This window comes from Streptomyces sp. NPDC104761, assembly GCF_055583445.1.
The window spans coordinates 37,641-63,795 of record NZ_JBVJNZ010000001.1 but is presented as its reverse complement, the minus strand read 5'-3'; the positions used below and the strand labels follow the sequence as shown (position 1 = coordinate 63,795).

Genomic DNA, 26,155 nt, shown 5'->3' with positions numbered 1-26,155 from the left:
CACACCCGCGCCAGATTGACCTTCCTCGTGTCGCTGTCCTCGGTCAAAACGCCGAGTCGAACGCCGCCCGCCCCAAACCGCGGTCGGCCACTCCGGCCACGCCCCCCACCCCCCCCCCCGCCGCGCGGAACGCGGTGCGGATCCGGGCCGCCGCGGTGCGCGGGCCGGGCTCGTACAGGACGGTGTCGAGGGCCTCGCCGAGCCGCGGGGCGGTGACCCGGCCGAACCGGACCCGAAGGCCCGCGCCGGCGTCGACGACCTGCCCGGCGATCACCGGCTGGTCGTCACGGATGGGCGCGACGACCAGCGGGACGCCGTGCCACAGGGCCTCGCACACGGTGTTGTGCCCGGCGTGGCAGACGACCGCGTCGACCCGTTCCAGGAGCGGGAGCTGGGGCAGCGAGGGCAGGATCAGGATGTCCTTGTCGTCGGCCGCGGGGGGCAGGGTGCCACCGGGGTCGGCGACCAGCGCCTGGACCCGGTCGGCCCGTTCGCGTACGGCGGCCACGCACTCGGCCAGGAACCGCCCGCCCACGTCCGCGTTGGCGGTGCCGAGGGAGATCAGGACCCGCTCCCGGCTCGGGTCGAGCCAGTCCCAGGGGAAGCCGTCGGCGACCGGCCGCTGGGAGATCGACGGTCCCACGTAGCGGACCGCCGGCCGGTCGGTCAGGCCCGCCAGTTCGGGGGTGGTGAAGGCGAGGGTGAGGTGCGGCGAGAAACGCGGGTCGGCGGTGCCCGCCGGGTCGCCGATGCGGCCGCGCAGTTCCGCGAGCCGGTCCCGGAGCCACTCCGCGACCTTGGGGATGCCGTCGTAGGCGCCGCCGAACTCGGCCGAGGTGGTCGCGGAGGTCGCCCACGGCAGGCCGAGCCGCTCGGCCACCAGGGCCCCGGCGAAGGCCTGTTGGTCGGCGACCACCACATCGGGGCGGAACTCGTCGACGGCCGCCGCCACACCGGGCGCCATGGCGTCCGCCAGCGGCACCAGGAACCACTCCCAGAGGAACTTCAGCGCCTCCGCGCCCCGCAGGTCGGCGGGCCGTTCGCCCGCCAGGGCGCCCGCGCAGGGGAACACCGTGGCCGCCGGACCCGCCAGCCGGTGCACCAGCCCGGCGTCGGCGCAGACCCAGGCCACCCGGTGTCCGCGCGCGGCGAGTTCGGCCGCGACGCCGACGGCCGGGTTGATGTGCCCGACCAGGGGCGGTACGGCGAACAGGAAGCCGCTCACCGGACCCCGGCCCGTACGCCGCCGCTGACCGAGTGGATCAGCTCCAGGATGTGTCCGCCGACCGTGCCGGACGCCTCGACCAGCACGGAGTGCTCGTGCCCGGGCAGCACCACCGACCGGTAGTCCGCGAGGAGGGCCTCCTTCAGCGGGACCACCTCGACCAGGTCGGAGTCCCCGCCGTACACGCCGAGGACCGGGCAGCGTACGGCGCTGATCTGGTCCTCGGTCAGGACCCGGCTGGCCGGGATGTCCCGGCCGAGGCTGGTCTCACGGGCGAGCCGGGCCGCGCCCTTGGCCAGGCGGGCGGTGTTGTGGCTGCGGTTGGCGGTGATCCAGGCGATCGCGTCCGGCTCGTTGTGGGCGAGTTCGGTGACGACCCGGTGCAGGATGCCGCCGAGTTTCGCGGCCCAGGCGGCGGTCGCGGGTTCGGACTCGATGAGCGTCAGGCTGGCCGTGCGCTCCGGGTGGCGGGCCGCGTAGCCGAAGGCGATGGTGCCGCCGTAGGAGTTGCCGACGAGGTGGACCGGGCCGGTGATCGACAGGTGGCCGAGCAGGGCCTCCAGGTCGTCGATGTTGTGGTCGAGGGTGTAGCCGGCCGCCGGGCGGCCGCTGCGGCCGTGGCCGCGCAGGTCGTACATGACCACGTCGAGGCCGGAGGCGGCGAAGGCGGGAGCCACGGTGAAGTAGTAGCTGGCCAGGCTGTCGGTGAGCAGCCCGTGGACGAGGACCACGGTGGCGACCGGGGTACGGCCATCCCCCGGGCCCATTCTCTGTACGTGCAGCCGGACGTCTCCGGTGTCGACGATCGCCATGGCTCAGCCCGCCTCCGTGGCCTTCAGGCTCCACACCACGTACTCCACGAGCCGGCCGACGGTCAGTTCGATGATCTCGTCGAACTCCATCCCGGCCAGGAACTCGGCGAAGTTGACCCGCTTGCCGTACCGCTCCTCCAGCAGCCCGGCGAGGGTGACCAGGTCGATGCTCTCCAGCTCCAGGTCGCGGTTGAAGGTGGTGCTCATGCCGATCTCGGCGTCGTCGTCGCCGTACTCCTCCAGGAGGGTGCGGAGCATCCCCGCGAGGTCGGCGAGCACGGCCTCCTCGTCGGCGCGGATCTCGGGCTCGGTGGGATTCATCGCGGGTCCTCCTCGGGGTCTGCGGCTGCCGGTCCGGTGGTCCAGGCCACGACGTAGTCGCGGTCCGGCAGGGCGGGGGGATTGCGGACCGGCGCGCAGTGCACCGGGTAGGCACGTTCCAGCCGGCCCGAGACCAGCAGCCGGCTGCCGTCGGGGGCCGCCTCCAGGACGGTGAAGTCCCGTGGCCTGCCGTCGAATCCGGTGCCCTCCGCCTTGGCGACGGCCTCCTTGGCGGCCCAGAAGCGGGTGAACCACAGCGAGGGCGAACCGTCGGCGTCGTCGGCGGACAGGGCGTGCAGCAGGCGGAGTTCGTCCGCGCCGAGCGCGACCTCCATGGCCGCCTGGTCCCGGTCGGTGACTTCTTCGAGGTCGATGCCCGGACCGGGTCCGGGGGTGTGCGGACGTACGATCGCCACCGCCGCCTCCGCCCGGTGGGCGAGCGAGACGTCCAGCGCGGGCAGCGTGCGGCCGTGCACGCCGACCACGTACGGGCGGCCCAGCTCGTCGTTGTGGACGCGGAGTTCGGCCGGGAAGACCGGGCCCTCGCCGTGCTGCCAGAGCCACCGGCGTACCGCGTCCTTGGCGGCGATGCGCCCCAGCAGCCACTGCCTGCGACCACGTGGCGGGTGCTCGGCGTACTGCGAACGCTCGGCTCCGCCGAGGGAGTTGCGCATGATCAGCTCGCGGGAGGCCAGGTCCGGCCAGCGTTCGTGGAGCAGGGTCCAGCCGCCGGGCCGGGCCTCGGAGAGGGTGTTGCGTTCCGGGAAGCGCTCGACGGGGCGGGTGTGCGGGTCGTTGTCGAAGCGGCGGTCCTGCCAGCCGTCGATCCGGGCCCAGACCCGGTCGCCGACGGTGAGTTCCACGTCCGCCTCCAGGACGGTGCCGGTGAGCGAGGTGATCCGCACCAGGCAGCCGACCTCGGTGCCGGGGGCGGGGTGCGGGCCGTGGAAGCGCATCTCCCGCATCTGCACCGGGAAGACGACGGTCCGCTCGGTGCGGGTGGACATGATCCAGTAGCCGAGGATCTGACCGACGTTGTCGAGCAGGGCGCCCGGAGCGGCGGGCGTGGTGATCACGCCGCGGACGTGCCGGTCGCCGATCGCGGTGAGTTCGGTGACGCCCTGGAACGCCGGGCCGTGGAACATCCAGCGTTCGGCGTACAGTTCGGCGGCCGTGTGGGCGGGGGTGCGCTCGGGGGCCGGCGGCCGGGCGGGTCCCGCGGGCGGCGGGGTGTGGGCCGGGGCCACCTCCACGACCGCGCGGGCGGTGGGCCCGAAGGTGACCGCGACCCGGCCGGGACCTTCGGGGGTGACGGTGACCTGGACGTCGACGGCCGGTGTGGCGGTGAGCCAGCGGTCGAAGCGGGCTCCGTGCACGGCGACCGCCCGCAGTCCGGTGGCGTCCTCGGCCGCGTCCACCATGTGCTGGACGATCGTGGTGGCGGGGACCACCGGCCACCGGTCCTCGGTGTCGGGCCAGCCGGGGCGTTGCGGGAAGAAGCAGTGGTCGAGGAGGTGCGGCATCGCCTCGGGGGACACCTTGAGGGTGGTGGTACGGGGGGTGGGGGGTGGCGTGGCGCGGGCGGGGACCCGTGGCCTGGCGCGGGGGGCCGTGGTGGCCGGCGAGGCGCTGATCGCGGTGAGGACGGCCGCCGCCGTGTCCGCCGTCTCCCGCAGCAGCGCGTCGAGTTCGGCGGCGGCCGGGACGCGGGCGGCGAGGTCGTCCAGCGGGGAGGGCCCGGCGGGTGCCGGCCGGCTGCCCAGCGCGGCGCGGAGTGCGGGCAGGTCCGGGCCGTCCAGGGACACCAGCGCGCCGCCCAGGTCGAGGCGGACGGGCGGCCGCGGCGGCGCCGGCGCGGCGGTGCCGGCCGTCCCCGGAACCGCCGGTGCGACGGCGGCGCCGGCGGTCCACAACGCGGTTGCCACGCGCCGGAGCTGGGCCAGGCCGGAGCGGTGCGGGGAGTTGGCCGCCACGGCGAGGTGATCACGGTCGCCGAGGGTGTCGCCGATCAGGGAGGCCAGCTGCCCCGGGCCGGTCTGGACGAAGACCCGGTGCCCGTCGGCGTACAGGGCCTCGACCAGCTGCCGGAACCGGACCGGCTCCAGCAGGTGCCGGACGAACAGCTCGCGTACCTCCGCCTCGGCCGCCGGGAAGGGGGCCGCGGTGGTGCCGGACCAGACCGGGACGGTCGGCCGGTGCAGCCGGAAGCGCTCGGCGGCCTCCCTGATGGGGGTGAGGTACGGCGCCAGCATCGGGGTGTGGAATCCGGACCGGAAGGGCAGTACCTGGCACAGCACGCCGTCGGCGCGGAAGGCGCGGACGAAGTCCGCCACGGCCCGGTCCGGGCCGCAGACCATCGACTGGTTCGGCGCGTTGTCGTGGGACAGGACGATCCCGGCGTCCGTCCAGTCCGCGCGGAGTGCGGCGAGGACGCGGTCGGCGGGGGCGCCGACGGCGGCGAAGGCCAGGCCCGGGACGGTGACCGCGTCGGGGTCGAACCCGGCCATGAAGGCGTCGACCTGGTCCCCCGCGTAGAGCCCGGCGGCCACCATTGCGGTCCACTCGCCGACGCTGTGCCCGGCGACCGCGTCCGGCACCACGCCCATCCGGCGCAGCGCCGCGTCCAGCAGCCGCCCCACGCCGACGACACCGAACCCATGACGGCCTACGTCCCCGACCCGCACGGCGTCCGTGGCGGGGCCGGTGACGGCGGGGAGGCCGAAATGCGTGGCGATGTCGTCGACGCGGGGAGTGAACTCGCCTTCCAGGCCCGGGAAGACGAAGGCCAGCCTGCCGGTGCGCAGCAGCGGGGCGGGCCGGAACCAGACGTCGTTGCGGCCCTGCCAGGCGCGGCCCTTGCCGACCGCGCGCCGGGCGAGGGCGAGCCGTCGGGCGGTGGGGTCGACGATGCCCAGGCGGACCGGGCCCGCCTCCCGGTGGGTTGCCTCGGGGGCGAGACCGGCGGCGAGGACGGCGGAGTCGTCGGCGGCGAGGAGTGCGGTCAGCTGCCCGGGGGTGCCGGCGGCGAGCAGGAGGACGCGCTCGGGTTCGGTGACCTCTGCGACAGGGGGTACGGCAGCCGCTGAGCTGCGGCGGCCGGCGGCAGCGCGGTGGCCGGGGGCCTCCTCCAGCACCACGTGCGCGTTGATCCCGCCGAACCCGAAGGCGTTCACGGCGGCTCTGCGGACCGGCTGTCCCGGAGCGGTCTCCCAGGGCGCGGCCCGGTCCAGGGTGCGGAAGCGGGTGGCGGCCAGGGCCGGGTGGGGGTCGTCGCAGTGCAGGGTGGGCAGCAGGGTGGCGTGGTGGAGGGCGAGGGCGGCCTTGACCAGCCCGGCGACTCCGGCGGCCGGCATGGTGTGGCCGATCATCGACTTCACCGAGCCCAGCACGGCCCGCTCGTCCTCGCCGCCGCTCGGGCCGAACACCTCGGCCAGCGTGGTGAGTTCGGCCGCGTCCCCGGCCGGGGTGGCGGTGCCGTGCGCCTCCAGGAGGCCGACCGAGTGCGGTGCGGTGGGGTCGAGTCCCGCGGCCCGCCAGGCCTGGCGTACGGCGTGGGTCTGGCCGCCGGGGTCGGGGGTGACGAGTCCGGCGGTGCGGCCGTCGCTGGCCACGCCGGTGCCGCGGATCACGGCGTAGACGCGGTCGCCGTCGCGTTCGGCGTCGGCGAGGCGCTTGAGGACGACGATCCCGGTGCCCTCGCCGATGAGGATGCCGTCGGCGTCGCGGTGGAAGGGGCGGATGCGCTGGCTCGGGGAGAGCGCGCGCAGCTGGGAGAAGACGCTCCACAGGGTGATGTCGTGGCAGTGGTGCACTCCCCCGGCGAGCATCAGGTCGCAGCGCCCGGCGCCGAGTTCGGTGACGGCCTGGTCGACGGCGACCAGCGAGGAGGCGCAGGCCGCGTCGACGGTGTAGGCGGGGCCGCGGAGGTCGAGGCGGTTGGCGATCCGGGAGGCGGCGAGGTTGGGCACCAGGCCGATCGCGGACTCGGGGCCGGCGGGGCCGAGCCGCTCGGTGAACGCCTGGTGCACCCTGGCCAGTTGGCCGGGCGTGAGGTCGGGCACCAACTCGCCGAGAGTGCGGGCGAGTTGCCCGGCGGTGCGGACCCGCTGGTCGAGCCGGACCAGGCCGGGGGTGAGGTAGCCGCCGCGGCCCAGGACCACGCCGATCCGGTGCCGGTCGGGCAGCCGGTCCGTGCCGCCCGCGTCGGCGATCGCCGCCGCGGCCACGTCCAGGGCGATCAGCTGGTCGGGTTCGGTGCCGTGGACGGAGTTGGGCATGATCCCGTACCGGGTGACCTCCACCTCGGCCAGCCCGTCCACGAAGCCACCGCGCCTGCAGTACACCTCGTCGGGTGCGGCGGGCCCGGCGGCCGAGCCGGGCCGGTAGTACTCCGCGTCCCAGCGGCCTTCGGGCACTTCTCCGATCGCGTCCACGCCGTCGCGCAGGTTGGTCCAGTAGGCGTCGAGGCCGGCGGCGCCGGGGAGCAGCACCGCCATGCCCACGATCGCGACCGGTGTCCGGCGGTCGTCGGTCATGTCACCAGCCCGAGGCGGTGTAGACGACGGCCCGGACGGACTCGTCGCCCCAGGCGAGTTCCCGCAGCAGCGCGGCGGTGCCCTCGTCGGGGTCGATCAGCCGGATACCGCGGCGCACGTACTCGCGTCCGAGTTCCGGGCTGACCATGCCGGTGTGTCCGCCGACGGGCGCCCAGGGCCCCCAGTGCACGGTCAGCGCGCGGTTCCCGGTGCGCTCCGCCCAGTCGGCGCCGAGGCTTTCCAGGGCGTCGTTGGCGGCGGCGTAGTCGGCCTGGCCGCGGTTGCCGAGGACGGCCGAGACGCTGCCGAACAGGACGGCGAAACCGGGGCCGCTGGGCAGTTCCTCCAGGGCGGCGAGCAGGATGGCCGCGCCGGTCGTCTTGGTGCCGTAGACCCGCTGGAAGGACTCCGGGGTCTTCTCGGCGATCAGCCGGTCCTCGATCACCCCGGCCGCGAAGACGACCCCGTCGAGGCGGCCGTGGTCGGCGTGGATCTCCTTGACGGCCTGGAGGGCGGCGTCGCGGTCGCGGAAGTCGACGGCGCGGTAGCGGGCCTCGCTGCCGAGCGCGCCGAGTTCACCGAGGGTGGCGGTGATCTCCCGCTGGGCCAGGACCAGTTCGGCCTCGCGGTTGATCTCGGCGGGCTTCAGGCCGCCGCCCCGGGCCGCGAGGGCGGCGCGGAGTTCGGCGGGGGTGCGGGCGGCGGCGGTGTCCGGGGCCTCGGGACCGTCCGGCGCGGGCGTCCGGCCGAGCAGTTCGATCCGGCAGCGGCAGGCGGCGGCGAGGGCGGCCGCGAACGTCGCGGTGATGCCCCGGGCACCGCCGACCAGCAGCACCACGGAGTCCCGGTCGAGGCCGAGGGCCGCGGCTTCGGCGGCCCCCGCCCCGGCCGGTCCGGCCCCGGTGCCGGCGAGCGCGCCGGGCGCCGCCTCGACCAGCTCCAGGCCTTGCCGGCCGCCGGCCGTGCGCAGGACGACGGGATCCTGATCCGGTGCGAGCAGTTCCGCGAGCAGGGCGTCGGCGACCGCCTCCGGTGCGGTGTCGGCGAGGGTCACGACGCGGGCGACGGTGTCCGGGTACTCCCTGGCCACGGTGCGGAACAGTCCGTGCAGGCCCGCCGAGCGTGCCGCGTCCGTGCCGTCGGCGGGGCGGGCGGCCAGCAGCCAGCGCGGGCTCCGGGCCAGGGCCGCCCGCAGGACCGGGTAGGCGCCGGGCAGCACAGGGCTGTCGCTGCCGGGGAGCGCGCCCAGGTACAGCACGCCGTCCACGGCTCCGTCCGCCTCCCCGAGCAGGTGGTCCGCCTGGAGGGTCACGGCCTCGGCGCCGTGTCCGGCGAGCCGTGCCGCGACCTGCGCGCCGCCGTCTCCGAGGACGAGGAACCGCCTGCCGGCCAGCACGGCGGCCGGGTCGGCCACGGCATCCGGCTCGGCCAGGGGCACGGGCCGCATCTCGAACCGCTTCGGCGCCTCGCCCCGGGGGACCTGGTCGGCCCCGGGGGCCTCGTCGGCCGCGGCGGGGCGGGGCGCCGGCGCCGGTACGCCCGGCTCGGGCGCGGCGGCGGCAAGCGGTTCGGGCACGGCGGCCGCAGTGTCCGTGTCGGCCGGGACCGTCGCCGTCTCCTCCGCGCCGGTGCCGGCCCGTGCCCTCAGCCACCCGGTGACGGCCGCGGCCGTGCGCGCCTTGGCCAGTTCCTCCAGTTCGGCGTCGTCCAGGGTCTCCGCGCCGCCCGCGATCCCCAACCGCTTGGCCAGCTCCCCGGCGATCTCGGCCCGCTTGATGGAGTCGATGCTCAGGTCGGCTTCCAGATCGAGGTCGGGCTCGATCATGTCCACGGGGTAGCCGGTGCGTTCGCTGATGATCTCCAGGACGACCCGCTCGACGTCGGCCGTCGGCTCGGGCTCGGCCGCCGGGGCAGGCGCGGGCGCGGCTGCCGGGGCCGCCAACCGGGGTTGCGGTACGACCACTTCGGCCGACGGCAGCTGCTGGAGCACCGGCGCGGCCGGCACCTGCACCTGGGCCGCCCCGAAGTAGGTGAGCAGCACGTCGCGCTGGGCGGCGATCATCTCCCGGCTGGTGCGCAGGAACTCGGAGATCAGCGCGTCGCGGTCGGCGGGGGCGCCGTGCGGCTGGTTCGTCGTCACAGTCGTCGTCTCCACGACTCGTCGGGCCGGTGCGAGGGCACCGGGCAGGAGGTCTCCGGCGGCGGTGCGCACGAGCTGTCCGTCGACCGTCCAGCCGGGCCGTTTCGGCGCCGGGGCCCGGACCGCGTCCACGGCGTCCCGGCCGCGCAGCAGCCAGGCGGTGCGTACCGGTGCGCCGGCCACGGCCAGCTGGGCGAGCGCGTCGAGCCAGCCGCGCAGTCCGCTGCCCGCACGGGGCTCGCAGGCCACCGTGGTGTGCGGGCGGTCGCCGAGGATCTGCCCGACGAGCCGGGTGAGGACGGTCCCGGGCCCGGCCTCCACGAAGACGCGGGCCCCGGCCTCGTACATCGCCTCGATCTGGGCGGCGAACGCGACGGGTGAGCCGATCTGGGCCGCGAGTTCGGCGCGTACCGCGTCGGCGTCGGGCCGGTAGGGTGCCGCCGTGCGGTTGGACCACACCGGGAACTCGGGCGGTCGCACGGCCGAGTCCGCGAGGACCTCCGCGAACCGGTCGCCCGCCCCGGCCACGACCGGGCTGTGGAAGGCGCAGGCCACCGGGATCCGCTTGGCGCCGAGACCGGCCGCGCGCAACGCCCGTACGGCTTCGGTCACTTCGCCGGTCGGGCCGGAGATGACGGTCTGCCGGGGCGAGTTGTGGTTGGCGACGACCACGGAGGCCGGGGCGTCGGCGGTCCGCAGCGCGCGCTCGACCTCGTCCGCCGCGCCGGACACGGCGGCCATGGTGCCGGGTTCGTCGCCGGCGGCGGCCAGGATCGCGGCCGCGCGTTCGCCGCTCAGCCGCAGCAGGGTCTCTGGCGTGAAGGCACCGGCCGCGCTGAGGGCGACGAGTTCGCCGTAGCTGTGTCCGGCGGCCATGTCGGGGTGGACGCCGGCCGCCGTCAGGAAGGCGTGGGCGGCGAGGCCGGTGATGCCGAGGGCGGGCTGGGCGGCCCGGGTGTCGGTGAGGGCGGCCCGGCGGCGCTCGCGGGTGTCCTCGTCGAAGGCGGCCGGCGGGTAGAGGGTGTCGGCGTGGGCGCGGCCGAGCTGGAGGTAGTACTGCAGTTCGGGGAATGCGATGAGGAGGTCGGCGAGCATGCCGGGGCGCTGGCTGCCCTGGCCGGGGAAGAGGAAGGCGACCTTGGCATCGGCGTCGCGGGGCCCGTCGGCCAGGTGGATCCCGGCGCCGGGGTCATGCTCCCCCGCGAGGACCCGGCGCAGCTGTGCGGCCAGCCCGGCGACGTCGGCCGCGACCACCGCGGCCCGTACCGGCTCATGGGAGGCGTCCGCGCGGCGGGCGGCGGCGAGCGCCAGGTCGCGCAGCCGCCAGGAACCGGTCGAGGCGGCCCGCAGGATCTCCTCCACGCCCCGGTGCGCGGCCTTGTCGTCCCGCCCGCGGAACACGAACAGCTCGGCGGGCCAGGCGTCCAGCCCCTGCTCGGGCGGTACGGCGCTGTCGTACGCGCCCAGCACCACGTGGAAGTTGGTGCCGCCGAAGCCGAACGCGCTGACCCCGGCGACCCGTTCGCCGGGCGGGACCGCCCAGGGCCGGGCCTCGGTGTGGAAGGCGAACGGGCTGTCCGCCTCCTTCCAGGCCGGATTGGGGCGGTCGAGGTGCAGGGTGGGCGGCTTGACGCCGGTGTGCAGGGCGAGGGTGGTCTTGATCAGCCCGGCGAGCCCGGCGGCGCACTTGGTGTGCCCGATCTGGGACTTGACCGACCCGAGGCCGCAACCGCCGCCGGCCGCGCCGGCTTCCGCGAACACCTTGCTGAGGATGGTGAGTTCGGTTCGGTCGCCGACGACGGTCCCGGTGCCGTGCGCCTCCACCAGGCCGACCTGCGCGGGCGAGATGCCGGCGTTGCGGTACGCGCGGAGCAGCGCAGCCCGCTGGCCCTCGGGGCGGGGTGCGGTCAGGCCCAGGGAGCGGCCGTCGCTGGACGAACCGAGCCCCTTGATCACGCCGTAGATCCGGTCGCCGTCCCGCTCGGCGTCGGCCAGTCGTTTCAGGACGACGCAGGCCACGCCCTCGCCGAGGGCGATGCCGTCGGCGGAGCCGTCGAAGGCGCGGGAGCGGCCGGTCGGGGACAGGGCGTGCACCGAGGAGAAGAGCACGTAGTCGTTGATGCCGTTGTGCAGGTCGGCGCCGCCGCAGAGGACGACGTCGCTGGTGCCGGCGGTGAGTTCCTTGCAGGCGACGTCGACGGCGGCCAGCGAGGAGGCGCAGGCCGCGTCCACGGTGTAGTTGGCGCCGCCCAGGTCCAGGCGGTTGGCGATCCGCCCGGAGATGACGTTGGCGAGCATGCCCGGGAAGGAGTCCTCGGTGAGCCCGGGCAGCTGGTCCGCCAGGCCGTCGGGGACCCTGCCGTAGTAGGAGGGCAGTACGGCGCGCAGGGTGGCCGCGTTGGAGAGGTCGCTGCCGGCCTCGGCGCCGAAGACGACGGAGGTGCGCGACCGGTCGAACTCCCGTCCCCGTGTGCCGTATCCGGCGTCGTCCAGGGCGCGCCGGGCGGCCTCAAGGGCCAGCAGCTGGACGGGCTCGATGTGGCCGAGGGAGGCGGGCGGGATGCCGTAGCCCAGCGGGTCGAAGGGGATGGGCGGCAGGAACCCGCCCCACTTCGAGGTGGTGGAGCCGTCGGCGTGGTGCACGGCCGGGTCCCAGCGCTCCACGGGCACCTCGGTCACCGCGTCGTGTCCGGCGACCACGTTCGCCCAGAAGGTGGCGAGGTCGGGGGCCCCGGGGAACATGCAGGCCATGCCGACGATCGCGATGTCGAGCGGGGCGGGCGCCGGGAGCTGGGCCGGCCGCGCCGCCGCCGTCGTGCGCCGGGCCAGGAAGTCGGCGGCTCCGGCGGTCACGGCGTGGTGCAGGGCGGCCACGGTGGTGGCCGCCGAGCGCAGGACGGCGACCTCTCCGGCCATGAACATCCCGTCGGCGAACTGGCGTTGCTCGTCCACGGCGGTCAGCTCGCCGCCGGCCGTCCGGTCGACGCCCTTGCTGGCGATGCGCAGCCGGCCGACGTTGAGCCGTTCCAGCTCCTCCCACACCCGCCGGTCGGGCACCCCCCTGTCCCGCAACTCGGCCTCGCGCTCGCGGTAGGTGAAGGTGAACGGGCTGGGCACGCAGCGGGTGGCGTGGCCGGGTGCGGTCTCCAGCAGGGCGGTCGAGGCGGCCGCCATGACCTGGCGCTGGAACAGGGGCTGGATCGCCCCCCGGTCCACGGCCTCCTCGGTGAAGAGGTAGGCGGTGCCCATGAGCAGGCCGACGGCCGCGCCCCGGGCGGTGAGCGGCTCGGCGAGCGCGGCGACCATCGCCGCCGAGCGTTCGTCGTGGATGCCGCCCGCGAAGAAGACCTCCAGGCCGTCGACGTCGGGGAAGTCCTCCAGGACGGCGAGCTGGGCCTCCCAGAGCGGGAAGCTCGCGCGCGGTCCGACATGGCCGCCGCACTCGGAGCCCTCGAACACGAACTTCCGGGCCCCGGCCTCCAGGAACTGCCGCAGCAGCCCGGGCGAGGGCACGTGCAGGAAGGTGCTGATCCCGGCCCGCTCCAGCGCATCGGCCTGCGCGGGCCGGCCGCCCGCGACGATGACGTGGCTGGGCCGCAGCTCCCGCACCGCCTCGAGCTGGGCGTTCCTGAGTTCCTCGGGCGCGAAGCCCAGGACGCCGACGCCCCAGGGCCGTCCGTCGAGCGCGGCCCTGGCCTCGGTCAGCATCTCGCGGGTGAGCGCGCCGTCGGCGAGGGCCAGGGCCAGGAAGGGCAGCGCCCCGTCGTCGGCGACGGCGGCGGCGAAGGCGGCCCGGTCGCTCACCCGGGTCATCGGGCCCTGCGCGACGGGCAGCCGGGTGCCGAGGGCACGGCTCATGGCGGAGGTGCCGGGCCGCAGCGCCTCGACGGCGTCGGAGTCCACGCCGATCGCCGCCGTCAACTCCTTCACGGTCCGCCGTACGTCGCCCCAGCGCTCGGCGAACCGCGCGGCGAGGAAGCCGTCCTGGCCCATCGGGAGCAGCTGGGTGCGCAGGTCCTCGGCGCCGAGCAGCGCGGTGACCGCGGCCGGGTCGTCGGCGGCCGGGCGCACGGCGTCCGGGCCGCGGCGGTGCAGGACCCGGTGACCGGCCACGACGGCCGTCTCGGAGCCGTCCAGGGAGCGCAGTGCGGCCGCCGTCGCCTCGGGGAGCCGGGACTCGGCGAGCAGGGCCAGCTGGCTGTCGAGGACCACTCCGGCCGCGCCGCCGGCCACCGCGGCCGCCGCCGTGCGCGGCCCGATACCGCCGGCGGCCCAGACCGGCACGTCCAACTCGGCTGCAGCGAGCAGCTGTTGGAGGAGGACGAAGGTGCTCAGGTGGCCGACCCGGCCGCCGCTCTCGGCGCCCCGGGCGATCAGCCCGTGCGCTCCGGCCGCGACCGCCGCGCGCGCTTCGGCGAGGTCGGTCACCTCGGCCAGCACGCGCGTGTGCGGGGCGAGTTCGGCGATGCCCCAGGGTGCGTCGGCGGCCCGGACCACGGTGTCGGGCGCCGGGCCGAGCTCGTCCGGGGCGAGGACACAGCCGGCGGCGACCCGCACGCCGTACGGCCCCGGTGCCGCCCGTCTCAGGCGGGCCAGCGCCTCCCGGGTTCTTCGGTCGCCGCGGCCCAGGTCGAGGACGCCGAGTCCGCCGGCGGCACAGACCGCTGTGGCGAGCCTGGCATCGGGTTCTCCGAAAGGGGTGATGCACATGATCAGGTCGACGGCACGCACAGGGGACGTCATGACGCTCCGAATAATCGGGAGGACAGCACGGTGGGGGATGTGTGCGGCGGAAAGCTCTGGTGAGGCCACCGGAAACTAGCGAGTTCATTACTCGCGGGTCAATAACGGAGGGGACCCGTCACGTCCGGTAGTATTGATTCGGCCAGCGGGAGGAATTCACCGCAAGAGCCGAAAATCCGAGCAATCCACTGCGGATCGGCGACCACCCGGGACCCGCATCACCGACGGCACAACGCCACAAGCCCGTCATAGCGCACCGGCCATTCACCCGGTACTCACCACGGCGCAACGCACCGTGCGGCCGCGCCGAGCTCTGTAAATTCGGGATGACTTCGGTCCACTGGCTCGATCGTGGCACACCGGAAACCCGCGGCGAACGCCGCTGCGCAACCCCTCACCCAATCCTGACAAAAATCTGTCGTCAACCACATCGCTTCAAATGAAACACACACCGGGGAAAATTCTTGTAAACCCTTGAAGTAAAGGGCCGGAAAGCCCTTGCTCGCCGGCCGTTCATTGACAGGAATTCAGTGGTGGTCGCCGCCCACCCGCACGCCCGTGCGCAGCTTCAGGTCACCCGCCGAGGCGCCGACCCAGACCGTCCGCCGCCCGGTGCCGAGCGTCCAGCGGTGCTGCCGGGCGTCCCAGGAGGACAGGGTGCGCGCGGCGACCCGCACGGTCACCCGCCGCCGCTCCCCGGCCCGCAGCTCCAGGCGCCGGTAGCCGCCCAGCACCCGTACCGCCTGGTCGAGCCGGAGCTCCGGGGAGGGCCCGACGTACACCTGCGGCACCGCGATCCCGGTGCGGCGCCCGGTGTTGTGCACGGTGAAGGTGACCTCCAGTGCGCCGTGCGTCCACCGGGTCTGCGGGTCGGAGTAGGCGAAGGAGGTGTAGGAAAGCCCGTGCCCGAAGGGGAACAGGGGCCGCACCCCCCGTGCGTCGTACCAGCGGTAGCCCGCATGGATGCCCTCCGAGTACTCCTCGACACCGTCGACGCCGGGGTAGCGGCGCGGGTCGCCCGCGACCGGGTGGTGGTCGTCGTCGGCCGGGAACGACTGGGTGAGACGTCCGCCCGGATCGGTGTCGCCGAAGAGGACGGCGGCGGTGGCGGCCGCACCCTCCTGGCCGGGGTAGTACATCTGGAGCACGGCTCCGGTCCCCGCCAGCCACGGCATCGAGGTGCACGAGGAGGTGTTGAGGACGACGGTGGTGCGCGGGTTGGCCGCCGTCACCGCGCGGATCAGCTGTTCCTGGTGGCCGGGCAGGGCGACGGTGGTGCGGTCGAGTCCCTCGGTGGCGTCCTCGTAGGCGAAGAGCACGACATGGCGGGCCGCCCGGGCCGCGCCGACCGCGTCGGCGACGTCCTGGGCGCGGGTCGCGCCGGTGATGCGGCGCAGCCGGAACAGCAGACCGGAGTCGCCGCCGTCGGCGGATATCCGCACCGTGTGGGCGCCCCGGCCGAGTCGGAGTGTCCTACGGCGGACGCCCAGACCGTCGGGGGCCGCGGCGACCAGGCCGCCGGAGAAGTACTCGCCGTATCCGGCGGCGAGCGGGAAGAGCTCCTCGCCGTCGAGCAGCACCTTGGGGCGGGCGGTGGCCGCGGAGGAGAAGTGGAGCACGAAGGTCCACTCGTCGTCCTCGGCGACGGTGAGCGTGCCGTCGTACACCCAGGTCTTCCCGGCGCCCACCTGCTGCCCCTCGCTGGTGAAGCCGGGGCTGAGGGCACCGGCCGGCAGGGTCTTGCCGAACAGGTCCTCGCCGAGGGCGTAGCCGACCGGGCCGCGCGTCCGGGCCCTGATGGCGTCGAGCGGGCTGTCGGCATGGTCGGGGACGACATGGGCGCTGCCGCCGCCGCTGACGAAGGGCAGCGATCCGGTCGGTCCGATCACCGCGACGCTGCCGCCGTCCAGGGGCAGGGTGCCGTGCTCGTTGCGCAGCAGGGTCGCGCCGGCCTTGGCGACCTCCAGGGCCACGGCGGCGCCCGCCCGGACATCGCGGTCCGGGCGGGGCGGGGCGCTGCCGTCGAGGAGGCCGAAGCGGTCCATCACCGCGAGGATCCGCCGTACCGCCCGGTCGACGTACCGCTCCGGCACGCTGCCGTTCTGCACCGCCGACCTGAGGGCCGTACCGAAGTACGTGCCGTCGGGCATCTCCATGTCGAGGCCGGCGGTGATCGCGGCGACGGTGCTGTGGGCGGCGAACCAGTCGGTCATCACCCAGCCCGCGAAGCCCCACTGGTCGCGGAGGATGTCGCTGAGCAAGGTCTTGTTCTCGCAGGCGAAGGTGCCGTTGACCCGGTTGTAGGAGCCCATGACCGCGCCGGTGCCGGCCGCCACCGCCGCCTCGAAGCCCCGCAGTTCGAGTTCGTGCATGGTCTGTTCGCCGGCGTGCACGTCGATCGTGTCGCGGTCCTGCTCCTGGTTGTTGAGCGCGAAGTGCTTGACGGTCGCGATCAGGCCCTCGCCCTGGATGCCGCGGATCTCGGCGGCGACCAGGTCGGAGGCGAGCAGCGGGTCCTCGCTGAACGTCTCGAAGTTGCGGCCCGCGTACGGGGTGCGGATGAGGTTGACCATCGGGGAGAGCAGCACGTCCTGGCCGAGGGCGCGGCCCTCACGGCCGATCACCCGGCCGTAGCGGCGGGCCAGTTCGGGGTCGAAGGCGGAGGCGAGCAGTACCGGGGCGGGCAGTGCGGTGGCGTGTTCGGTGATGCGGACACCGGCCGGGCCGTCGGCGAGCCTGAGGGGCGGGATGCTCAGGCGGGGGACGCCGGGCACGTAGCCGGCCTGGCCGAGCGAGTCGGGGTCGTCCGCCCCGTGCAGCAGGGAGATCTTCTCGTCGAGCGTGAGTCTGGCGAGCAGCCCCTCGACGCGGGGGCCGGCCCCGGTCTCGGGTCTGCCTGCCGCCGCGGCGGGCGTGAGCGGGATGAGGCCGCCGGTGGCCGCGGCGGCGACCGCGACGGCACCGGCCGTGAGGCGCAGGGCGGATCGTCGGGAGAAGGTTTCGGACATGAGCCGTCACTCCTTCGGTGTGCGGGCACGACGATGTGGACCGCGGAGACGCCGAAGGCGTCCGGAGCGCGTTCGGCCTGTGAACGCATCAACCGCCACAGGACCTTGACGAGCCGTCAGCCGTACCACCGGCGCGTCGGAAACGTAGAATCCGGTGGTGACTCGTGTCAACGATCCGAACAGGAAAAGGGCCCGGCTCCGACAAGAACCGAAGACGAGGGGGGTGGCCTCTTGGGGACCGGGGCCGGGGCCGGGGCGGTGGGCCGTCCGCCGAAACGGATCGGCTCGGCCGCCGTCCGCCGAAACGGATCGGACCGGGACCGGCCGCCGCCCCACCGAAACGGATCGGATCCGACCGGCCGCCGTCCGCCGAAACGGATCGGACCGCCCGACGCCCGCCGCCCGCCGCCCGCCGCCCGCCGCCCGCCGCCCGCCGCCCGCCGCCCGCCGCCCGCCGCCCGCCGAACGGATCAGCCCCGCCGGCCGTCGTCCGCCGAAACGGATCGGACCGGGACCGGCCGCCGCCCCACCGAAACGGATCGGATCCGACCGGCCGCCGTCCGCCGAGACGGATCGGATCGGACCGCCCGCCGCCCGCCGCCCGCGTCCGCCGTCCGCCGAACGGATCAGCCCCGCCGTCCGCCGCCCGCCGAACGGATCAGCTCCGCCGTCCGTCGTCCGCCGAGACGGATCAGCTCGGCCGGCCGCCGGGGCGGGCCGGGCGCCGCCGTCCGTCAGGTGTGGTCCGCGCCCGCCCGTTTGCGTGCCCGGTAGTTGCGCAGGTTGGCCGCGTTGCCGCAGACGTGGACGTCGTGCCAGACGCCGCTGTTGTTGCGGGAGCGGTCGTAGAAGGCGGTCTGGCAGCGGGGGTTGCGGCAGGACTTGAGGCGGCGCAGCATGTCGGTGCACTGCGCCTGGTAGATCTCCGTGAGGGCGAGTGAAGCCACCTGCCGCCAGCCCGTGCCGCGGGGCTCGGCGTGGACGACCCCGTGCCCGTCGAGCCGCAGCGCCGTGGGCAGGGTCAGCACCGACGCCGCCGGGCCGGGTCCGGCCGCCGGGTCGCCGTGCCCGCCGTGCAGGCTCCGGCCCAGGTCATGACGGAAGTCGCGGAGGCCCTCCACGTCCTCGGCCGTCAGTTCGATGCCGGGTGCGGTCCGGTGGGTGACGCCGCTCCAGCTCCGCAACGCCTGGTCGAGCCAGGCACGGGCGTCCTCGGCGGTCTGCAGCAGGTCGGGCTTGCGCGGCTTGCCGGCGGACAGCGTGTTCAGCAGGTCCTGCACGAAGGCCAGGCCGCCCGGGGCGGGCTCCAGGCCGTATCGGGCGGTGGCGGTCCAGGACATCGGCGGGATCTCTTTTCGTGAGGGAGCCACGGCATCGCACCTTTTCAGCTCCTCCAGTCGAAGTTAACCCAGGTCACAGACATGGTCAAAATCCACACACCTATGTCGCCGGTAGGAGCAGCATCCGGCATCCGGTGCACCCCGGGCGAGGCCAGCGTCACATCAGATCGACATATCCATGGGGCATACACTTCTGTCTATCGGCGTTGTGTCCGATATCGGGCGTTCGGCACCGCCCCACGAGTCGCTCCTCTCCGGCACGGAGCGCGCCGCCATCCGATGGAGGTCCAAAGATGATCATTGATGCTGCGGAACTCGACGCCGCTCACGCCTACAAACTGCTGATCGGAAGCATCATTCCGCGGCCGGTCGCCTGGGTCAGCACGGTGTCCGCCGAGGGCGTGGCCAACCTCGCGCCCATCTCGTTCTTCACCGCCGTCGGCAGGAAGCCGCCCATGGTCTCGATCACGCTGCAGCCGCAGGCGGACGGCGTCACGCCGAAGGACACCTTCGTCAACATCCGTGACACCGGCGAGTTCGTCACCAACCTGGTGACGCTGCCGCAGGCGGACGCCATGCACGGTTCGGCGTTCGGGTACGAGGCGGACGTGGACGAGTTCGAGGCGCTCGGCCTGGGCAAGTCGCCGTCCGAGGTGGTCCGCGCCCCCCGGGTGGAGGATGCGCCGATCTCCTTCGAATGCGTCGTCGACCGGATCATCCCCGTCGGCGACGACAAGGTCGACCACGTGGTGTGGGGGCGGGTCGTGCGCTTCCACGTCCGGGACGACCTCTACCTGGACCGGGGCCGGATCGACACCGCCGCCCTGCCGGCCGTGGGACGCCTGGCCGCCGAGTACACGCTGGTCGAGAACGTCTTCACCACCCCCCTGGACAGGGAACTGCTGACGGCGAGGGACGGCCGGCGGATGCGGCGCCTGGACGGGCAACCCACCGACTGGTCCCCGATCGACACCGAGCAGTGGTCCCCGTCCGGAGCCACGACCGCCCCCTGAAGATGAGCGCGGCGCCGGCTTCCAGGGCCGCCCGCCGTCCCGGCCCCCGGCCGCCCCACACGGCCCCGCTGCCGTCGGTCCACCACACGTCATGGAGAAACCCCGAGTGCGCCCCAGGTCCCACCCGCACCAGTCCCACCCGCCCCACCCCGCCCAGCACCGGCGCCGCCGTCCCGTTCGGGTGTGGCTGCAGCCGTTCCTGATCGGCCTGGTCATCGTCTCGGCGTTCGTCAGCTGTTACATCGGGCTCATGCGCGATCCCCAGCCCCACCGGATCCCCGTGGCGGTCACGGCTCCCGAGCTGGCGGACAAGGTCCAGCAGGCCATGGGGGACTCGCTCGACGTCCGGCACGCCCACTCGACCGCCGAGGCACGCGACGCGCTGCGCCACCGTGACGTCGTGGCCGTGCTCGGCAGCGGCCCGCACGGCAAGGGCCTCGAACTCGACGTCGCGAGCGCGAACGGTCTGTCGACGACCACCGCGGTCACCAAGCTCGCCACGGCCTACGCGCACGGCGCCGGCCGGCACCTCGGCGTCTCCGACCTCGTGCCGCTCGCCCGGTACGACGCCCGGGGCCTGGCCGGGTTCTACGTCTCCTTCGGAGTGACCCTCTCCGGGTTCGCCCTCGCGCAGAACGTCGTGGGACTGAGCGGCCTGCTCCAGCTCCGGCACCGCTTCGCCCTGATGGCCGCGTTCGCCGCGGCGTCCGGCCTGGTCGCGGCCGCCATCGCCGGCCCCGTTCTCGGAGCCGTCCCCGCCCCGTATCTGCCCCTCGCCTTCGTCCTGGCCCTGCTGGCCGCCGCCGCGGCCTTCACCACGAAGATGCTGGCCACCTACGTCGGCCCGCTCGGCATCCCCCTCGCCACCCTGTTGCTGCTGACCGTCGGCAACTCCACCAGCGGCGCCACCATCGGCGCCGACCTGATGCCGAGCGGCGCCCGGGCCCTGTCGGAGCTGCTGCCACCGGGCGCCGCCGTCCGTGCCATCTCCGATCTCAGCTACTTCCGCGGCTCCCACGTCCTCGCCCCACTGGCCACACTCGTCCTGTGGGCCGCGGCCTCCGCAGTCCTGCTGGCCTTCCGCACCGCCAAGCAGAGCCCGGCCGCGGCAACCGGCTCATGACCCGGGCCGGCGCAGCAGCCACTGCGCGAAGGTCCGTCGCGGGGGCCGCACCACCACACGGCCGTGGGCCTTCTGACCGGACAGTTCCACGCGCAGAGTGACCGGCGTTCCCGGACTCGCAGGCGGCTGACGGTACTTGACCTTGGTGTGCACCAGTTGCAGGCCATCGGTGTCGACCACGATGCCCGGCCTCGTGATCAGCGTCAGCGTCTTCCCCGTCATGGCCACGTCGATCCGCAGGGTGTCGTGCGTGATCACGGCATCGGTGAAGTCGAGCGTCACCTCGCAGTACGTCACGGCGAGTTCCAGCCTGCGCGGTACCACCCAGCGCCCGGTGCGCTCGACCGCTCCGCTGTGGACCTGTTCGATCCGCACCACGTCCTTGACTTCCGCCCCGAGCGCCCCGACCGTGGCCGAGACGGGCGGCAAGTCGGCGGTGAGCGTCGCCAGTTCGCTGAGAGTCCGCGCCGACAGGGCGGCTTCCAGGCGCTCGTCCAACTCGTCCGCGGTCAGCAGACCGTCCCCGGCCGCGATACGCAGCACGTCCACCACCCGGTCCCGGTCGGCGTGCGAGGCCCGCAACTCGGGCGGCGCGCCGGGGCCGGACTGCTTCCCGGTGGGCGAGATCTCTCCCGGCATGGTTCCGTCCTGGTCCTGTCGAAAGCTGTCCGCGCGACGCGGGCAGCGGCGCGGACAGCAGAGTAACGCCATGTCGCGACATCACTCCCGGGCCGGCCGGACCGCCTCCGGCCACAGCGGCTCAGGACGCGTGTCCGCCACGCACCGCGCACTGTCGCGACCAGCCCGGACGTCGTACAGGGCCGGCGTCAGCCGAGCAGGCCGCCCACCCCGTTCACCGCGTTCACGGTGGCCGGAACGGAGTCGAGGACGTCCTTGACGGTCGTCGGTGCGGAGTCCAGGACGTCGGCGACCGCGTCGCCGGCCGACGACGGTCGTGAGCCGACGGGTTCGCGGGGAGCGGTCGGTGTGGGGGTGCCGGGAGGGTGCCGGTCCGAGGCCTGTGCGACCCGTGTGCTGTAGGTCCCACCCGGTTCGGCGGACTGTTCCTGTGGAACGGGCGGCGGGGTGGAGGTCCCCGTCGGCCCGGCCTTGCGGGGGCCGGGCGGTGTGGAGGGGGTGGCGCCCGGCGCCTCGGGTGTCTGCGCCGAGCCGCCGCTCCCGGAGGCCAACTCCCATCGCTGGCGCACCGATCCGTTCCGCCCGGCCACGACCACCCGGGTGCCGTCGGCGGCCAGCGCGAGGTTCTTGTCCCAGCGGAGCAGGAGCTCGCCGCGCACCGTCAGGTCGTAGGAGACCTCCCCCGCGTGCACCAGGCAGCCGGAGACCACGACGCTGCGCGCACCTGGGTCGGCGGCCAGGCAGAGGGTGGGGTCGAGCGCGCTGCGCAGCATGCCGTCGTCCTGGTAGGACCACTGCTGGGAACCGGCGTCCGAACACCGGCCGAGCAGCAGTTCCGCCCCGGTCCGCACCCGGCCCCCGCGCACGTCGACGCAGCGCCCGGCGTCGAGGCTGCGCAGCCTGCCGTGGGCGATCTCGACGGGCTCGCCCACCGAGGCCGGGGACGCGGAGCCCGCGGAAGGCGGGTTCACGACGGAGCCGGACCCGGTGGTGCCTCCGACGGGGGCTCCCCAGGTGGTGGTGCCGGGGCGGGGTACACCGTTGTCGTCGGACCAGCCCTTGGCCACCAGCACGGTGGCGAGGAGGACAAGGGAGACCAGGCCCGCACCGGCCAGCAGGGCCGTGCGCCGTCCGCTCCCGGCCTCGATGCGGTGCCGTCCGCCGGGCACCGCGGCGGTGCCCGCGTCCTCGTCTCCGGCCGGCCAGGCCTCGACGGCCCCGCCGGGTCCGGGCCGCGAGTCGAGATAGCGGCGGGCGCCCCAGCCGAGCACGGTCTCGGCGAGCAGCACCTCGAGACCGCCGTCGAAATGGCTGAGTTGTTCGGCGGCGTGCCGGCAGTACCGGCACTCGGTGAGATGCCGTTGCACATCGGGGAGCAGAGCGCCGCCCCGGCGAATGGGGACATCGAGCAGCCGGTTGTAGAAGCGGCATTCCTTCGAGGGCGCGAGTTCCCGGTGGGCGCGCACCAATCCGGTCCTGAATTGTTCGCGGGCCTGACCGAGGGCGGCCGTCGCGGTGACGGTGTCGACGCCCAGCAGACCAGCGGGTATGTTTATGGGTTCGGCTTCGACCTCGGTGTGCCAGAGGAGGCATTGCGAGGCCCCGGGAAGAGCCTGGAAAGCGCGTTCGGCAAGTTGCCGCCTTTCCGGGGTGCCGGGTCTTGCGGCGCTGAGTCCGCGGCCACCGGTGGTCTTGCGCAGTTCCGGTGCGACCACCGATACGGCCTCGTCGGCGGCCCATGTGCGGACAGTCTCCCGTACCGCCACCAGCAGCTGCGGGCGCAGGGCGCCGCCCACCGCGCCGCCGGCCAGCCGGCCGAGGACCCGCTCGAAGGCGGCGCTGGCGACGAGTTGGGCGGTGGGGGTGGCCGCGGCGAGGCAGACCACGGCGTAGTCGCAGGTGGCACGCCAGTGCCGGGCGAGCAGCAGGGCGACGGCATGATGCCTGGCCGCGGGGGCACCGGCGAGCTGGGCGATGAGATTGCGGTCGGACTCCGCCGGGGTCGAACCGGGGCGGGGCGAGTAAGGCGGGCGTGGGGGGTAGGGCGATGGCACTGAACCATTTCCTTCCGAGCCGCAGGACGGCATGCGAAATGGCGCCCTGACGGAATGCAGTGCTGATTGGTGCGTACCTTTTGGATCCATAGCGGGCGGCCGACCTGCCGGCCGTACCGTTCGGTGGACCCTCCCGCGGGGTGGCTCACCTTTGCACACAGGTCTCGCGGGAAACAAGAAGTTGAGGTGACCGAAGTTCAAAGAACAGGGAATTCAGATAAGTTACCGGCGGTATCCGCATCCGGCCCGGATTCAGCGGCCGCGCAGGTTCAACTTGTGCACGCCCGGGACCCGATGGCACACGAAATCTTCAACTCCCGGACGGTCGGGGTCACCAAGGGCGCAGCGCCGGGTTCCACAGCCGTCTCCCACGTTTCTCCCGGCCCCCTCTCATCCCGGTGGGCCAGCATGTGCCGCATGATCGCCCCCCACTCCCCCGCCCCCTCGTCCCCCCGGCAGGTCCGCAAGGCCGTCGTCCCGGCCGCCGGGCTCGGCACCCGGTTCCTGCCCGCCACCAAGGCGACACCGAAGGAGATGCTGCCGGTCGTCGACAAGCCGGCCATCCAGTACGTCGTCGAGGAGGCCGCCAAGGCCGGGCTCGACGACATCCTCATGGTCACCGGCCGGCACAAGCGGGCCATCGAGGACCACTTCGACAACGCCTTCGAGCTGGAGCAGGCACTGGCCGCCAAGGGCGACACCGTGCGCCTGGACGCCGTACGCGACCCCGCTCGGCTCGCCGACATCCACCACATCCGCCAGGGCGACCCGCTCGGCCTCGGCCACGCCGTGCTGTGCGCCAGGCACCACGTGGGCGACCAGCCCTTCGCGGTGCTCCTCGGCGACGACCTGATCGACGCCCGCGAGACCCTGCTCAGCCGGATGCTGGACGTCCGCGACCGCCACCAGGGCAGTGTCGTCGCGCTGATGGAGGTCGACCCGTCACAGGTCCACCTGTACGGCTGCGCCGCCGTCGAACCGACCGGCGAGCACGGTGTGGTCCGGGTGACCGGCCTGGTGGAGAAGCCGTCCCCGCAGAACGCTCCCAGCACCTACGCGGTCATCGGCCGCTACGTCCTCGACCCCGAGGTGTTCGACGTCCTGGAACGGACCGCCCCCGGCCGCGGCGGCGAGATCCAGCTGACGGACGCGCTGCAGGACCTGGCAGCGGCAGGCACGGTCCACGGGGTGGTCTTCGACGGACTGCGCTACGACACCGGCGACAAGGCCGACTACCTGCGCACGGTGGTCCGGCTCGCCTGCGAACGCCCGGATCTGGGGCCGGAGTTCACGGCCTGGCTCAAGGAGTTCGTGGCGGGCCTGACGGAGACGGGGGCCGGGCACGAGGAGAGCCGCGCCGCCTGAGCGGCCCCGACGAAGGACGGGGTGAGGGGTCGGCACCCCTCACCCCGTCCGACAGGTGACAACGCAATGCGACGCCGACGTCCGGCACCGGCGTCCGGCACCGCCGGGCGTCGGGTACCAGCGGACGTCCGATACCAGCGGACGGCCGACGTCGCCGGCCCGCCGGCCGGTCAGCTGTTGGGACGCAGCGTCCAGACGACTGTCATCTCACCGGTGACCGCGCCGTCCTCGCGCGTGATGGCGACGGCGACCGGGAACTCGGGGCGCTCGCCCGCGTCGAGTTCGGCGACGACGTCCGCGATCGGACGGCCGAGGGTCGCGGTGGCCTTGACCGGGCCGAGGGCGACCTTCTTGTAGGCGATCTCGGCGCTGACGGCCAGCGGCACGGCCCGCGAGAGCTGGTCGCCGAAGGCGGCGAGCACGATCGCGCCGCTCGCGGACTCGGCGAGGGTGAACATCGCGCCCGCGTGCGGGCCGCCGATGTGGTTGTGGAAGTCGCCCTGGTCCGGCAGCGACAGCACGGCCCGCTCCGGAGTGGTCTCCAGGTACTCCAGGTTGAGGGTCCGCACCATCGGGACCGTGGCGGCGAGCATCTCGCCGATCGACATCTGGTCAGTGCTCATGACGGTTATGTTACTAGTGAGTAGCAGGGTCTGACCAGAGCGGTTCCCGTGATCGTCCGGTGACGGCCGTCATGGCGGGGGCACGGTCCCCGCCATGGACCGGACCGGCCGCCGCTAGGGTTACGGGCCATGTGGCCAGAACAGCAGCCGCCAGGGGGCGAGCAGTACCCGCAGGGCAACCCGTATCAGCAACCGGGTTACCAGCAGCCGAATCCGTATCAGCAGCCCGGCTACCAGCAGTATCCGCCGCAGGGCGGGTACGGGCAGCAGCCGCAGTGGGGCCCGTCCGGCCCCGCCGGCGCTCCGCAGCCACCGCAGGGCGGGGGCGGGGGCGGCGACCGCACGAAGCTGGTCGCGGTCATCGCGGCGGCGGCCGTCGTGGTGGCGGCCGGGGTGACCGGGTTCCTCGTCCTCGGCGGCAAGAAGGACGACAAGGCGGACACCGGCGGGAACCGGCAGGTGAGCCGATCGCCCACCGTCACCGCCTCCGCCTCCGCGCCGGCGGACGACGATCCGCGCGGCGGCGACGCGGCCGAGAAGCCGACGATCGCGGGCTGGAAGACCGTCGTGAACCCCAAGTGGGGGACGGCCTTCGACGTACCGGCCGACTGGGAGGTCCTCACCCCGGGGACGTCCATCGGTTTCGAGGACAAGGACGGCAAGCCGATCATCACGATGTCGGCGCCGGCCCAGTACAAGTCGAAGTGGTGCACGAGCGACGACGACAAGGACGGCAGGACCGAGGACACGTCCCTGGCGGGGGTGGGCACGAAGGGCGAGAGCGGCGCGAAGACCCCGGGCGACGCGGCCGTCACGGAGGTCCCCTGGTGGGTGTACGGCGGCTACACGTACCCGGACAAGAAGAGCATCACCTACGACAAGAAGGCCACCGCCTACACCACCGCGTCGGGGCTCAAGGGCGCCTACGCCTGGGCGCGTTCGACGAACAGCCCGCAGAAGGGCAAGTGCGCGAGCGACGGCAGGGCGATCACCTTCGGGTTCGAGAACTCGGCCGGCGACCTGGTGTCGTGGGACTTCTACGGCGCCCAGGGAGTCGACGGCGAGGTCCCGACGGCGACGATCATGAAGATCCTCAGCACGGTCCGGCTGCACGGCACCCCGACCGGCAACTGACCGCGGCCGGGGCCCGGATACCGAAGGCGCTGCTACCGAAGGACCGGACAGCGAAGGCCCGGGCAGCGAAGCATCGGATA

General features: G+C 74.0%; 14 protein-coding genes. 4 read left to right on the top strand and 10 right to left on the bottom strand.

All coding sequences use genetic code 11. The features are described 5' to 3' along the window. Positions 1-43: 43 nt before the first annotated feature. The 7 genes from ACZ63F_RS00295 to ACZ63F_RS00265 form a co-directional block, all read right to left on the bottom strand. Positions 44-1,225: a glycosyltransferase gene (locus ACZ63F_RS00295; protein WP_469707285.1), complete on the bottom strand. Its 1,182-nt coding sequence runs from the start codon at positions 1,223-1,225 to the stop codon at positions 44-46. Next, positions 1,222-2,037, bottom strand: coding sequence for an alpha/beta fold hydrolase (locus ACZ63F_RS00290; RefSeq protein ID WP_469707283.1), 816 nt, complete (start codon positions 2,035-2,037; stop codon positions 1,222-1,224). The genes ACZ63F_RS00295 and ACZ63F_RS00290 overlap by 4 nt, the downstream gene beginning before the upstream one ends. A gap of 3 nt (positions 2,038-2,040) precedes the next feature. Beyond that, positions 2,041-2,358: an acyl carrier protein gene (locus ACZ63F_RS00285; protein WP_093505746.1), complete on the bottom strand. Its 318-nt coding sequence runs from the start codon at positions 2,356-2,358 to the stop codon at positions 2,041-2,043. Beyond that, positions 2,355-6,893, bottom strand: coding sequence for a beta-ketoacyl synthase N-terminal-like domain-containing protein (locus ACZ63F_RS00280; RefSeq protein WP_469707281.1), 4,539 nt, complete (start codon positions 6,891-6,893; stop codon positions 2,355-2,357). The genes ACZ63F_RS00285 and ACZ63F_RS00280 overlap by 4 nt, the downstream gene beginning before the upstream one ends. Before the next feature lies 1 nt (position 6,894). Continuing rightward, entirely contained in the window at positions 6,895-13,776 is a 6,882-nt protein-coding gene (locus ACZ63F_RS00275; protein WP_469707279.1) for an SDR family NAD(P)-dependent oxidoreductase, read from the bottom strand. Between the two features lie 527 nt (positions 13,777-14,303). Continuing rightward, positions 14,304-16,784: a beta-glucosidase gene (locus tag ACZ63F_RS00270; RefSeq protein ID WP_469707277.1), complete on the bottom strand. Its 2,481-nt coding sequence runs from the start codon at positions 16,782-16,784 to the stop codon at positions 14,304-14,306. Between the two features lie 734 nt (positions 16,785-17,518). Then, positions 17,519-18,154: a CGNR zinc finger domain-containing protein gene (locus ACZ63F_RS00265; RefSeq protein ID WP_469707275.1), complete on the bottom strand. Its 636-nt coding sequence runs from the start codon at positions 18,152-18,154 to the stop codon at positions 17,519-17,521. A 263-nt stretch (positions 18,155-18,417) separates the two neighbouring features. Here ACZ63F_RS00265 and ACZ63F_RS00260 point away from each other — a divergent pair, with 263 nt between their 5' ends. Next, positions 18,418-19,137 carry a flavin reductase family protein gene (locus ACZ63F_RS00260; RefSeq protein ID WP_469707274.1) on the top strand — a complete coding sequence of 240 codons (720 nt, stop codon included), beginning with the start codon at positions 18,418-18,420 and terminating at the stop codon, positions 19,135-19,137. A 106-nt stretch (positions 19,138-19,243) separates the two neighbouring features. Further along, the gene (locus ACZ63F_RS00255) at positions 19,244-20,260 is read left to right on the top strand and encodes a hypothetical protein (RefSeq protein ID WP_469707272.1); all 1,017 of its coding nucleotides are present in this window, start codon (positions 19,244-19,246) and stop codon (positions 20,258-20,260) included. On the opposite strand, the gene ACZ63F_RS00250 is transcribed toward ACZ63F_RS00255, so the two are convergent. Together ACZ63F_RS00250 and ACZ63F_RS00245 are read right to left on the bottom strand one after the other, a co-directional pair. After that, the gene (locus ACZ63F_RS00250; RefSeq protein ID WP_469707270.1) at positions 20,255-20,899 is read right to left on the bottom strand and encodes a DUF1707 SHOCT-like domain-containing protein; all 645 of its coding nucleotides are present in this window, start codon (positions 20,897-20,899) and stop codon (positions 20,255-20,257) included. The two genes, ACZ63F_RS00255 and ACZ63F_RS00250, sit on opposite strands and share 6 nt — an antisense overlap. A 188-nt stretch (positions 20,900-21,087) precedes the next feature. Continuing rightward, positions 21,088-22,953: an RICIN domain-containing protein gene (locus tag ACZ63F_RS00245; RefSeq protein ID WP_469707268.1), complete on the bottom strand. Its 1,866-nt coding sequence runs from the start codon at positions 22,951-22,953 to the stop codon at positions 21,088-21,090. Between the two features lie 417 nt (positions 22,954-23,370). On the opposite strand from ACZ63F_RS00245, the gene galU reads away from it, so the two are divergent. Continuing rightward, positions 23,371-24,318 (top strand): UTP--glucose-1-phosphate uridylyltransferase GalU, encoded by a 948-nt coding sequence (gene galU / locus ACZ63F_RS00240; protein WP_469707267.1) that lies wholly within the window; start codon positions 23,371-23,373, stop codon positions 24,316-24,318. 170 nt (positions 24,319-24,488) lie between these two features. Here galU and ACZ63F_RS00235 read toward each other — a convergent pair whose 3' ends face one another. Continuing rightward, positions 24,489-24,941 carry a DUF4442 domain-containing protein gene (locus tag ACZ63F_RS00235; protein WP_352361424.1) on the bottom strand — a complete coding sequence of 151 codons (453 nt, stop codon included), beginning with the start codon at positions 24,939-24,941 and terminating at the stop codon, positions 24,489-24,491. 129 nt (positions 24,942-25,070) lie between these two features. Between ACZ63F_RS00235 and ACZ63F_RS00230 the strand changes: the two genes are divergently transcribed. Next, a complete protein-coding gene (locus ACZ63F_RS00230) occupies positions 25,071-26,075 on the top strand; it encodes a DUF8017 domain-containing protein (RefSeq protein WP_469707266.1) in 1,005 nt (334 codons plus the stop codon). Positions 26,076-26,155 lie beyond the last annotated feature (80 nt).

Coding starts and splice junctions, on each gene's coding strand:
- ACZ63F_RS00280 (WP_469707281.1), bottom strand. CDS start 6,893: ATGACCGACGACCGCCGGACACCGGTCGCGATCGTGGGCATGGCGGTG.
- ACZ63F_RS00250 (WP_469707270.1), bottom strand. CDS start 20,899: ATGCCGGGAGAGATCTCGCCCACCGGGAAGCAGTCCGGCCCCGGCGCG.
- ACZ63F_RS00285 (WP_093505746.1), bottom strand. CDS start 2,358: ATGAATCCCACCGAGCCCGAGATCCGCGCCGACGAGGAGGCCGTGCTC.
- ACZ63F_RS00275 (WP_469707279.1), bottom strand. CDS start 13,776: ATGACGTCCCCTGTGCGTGCCGTCGACCTGATCATGTGCATCACCCCT.
- ACZ63F_RS00235 (WP_352361424.1), bottom strand. CDS start 24,941: ATGAGCACTGACCAGATGTCGATCGGCGAGATGCTCGCCGCCACGGTC.
- ACZ63F_RS00260 (WP_469707274.1), top strand. CDS start 18,418: ATGATCATTGATGCTGCGGAACTCGACGCCGCTCACGCCTACAAACTG.
- ACZ63F_RS00270 (WP_469707277.1), bottom strand. CDS start 16,784: ATGTCCGAAACCTTCTCCCGACGATCCGCCCTGCGCCTCACGGCCGGT.
- ACZ63F_RS00230 (WP_469707266.1), top strand. CDS start 25,071: ATGTGGCCAGAACAGCAGCCGCCAGGGGGCGAGCAGTACCCGCAGGGC.
- galU (WP_469707267.1), top strand. CDS start 23,371: ATGATCGCCCCCCACTCCCCCGCCCCCTCGTCCCCCCGGCAGGTCCGC.
- ACZ63F_RS00290 (WP_469707283.1), bottom strand. CDS start 2,037: ATGGCGATCGTCGACACCGGAGACGTCCGGCTGCACGTACAGAGAATG.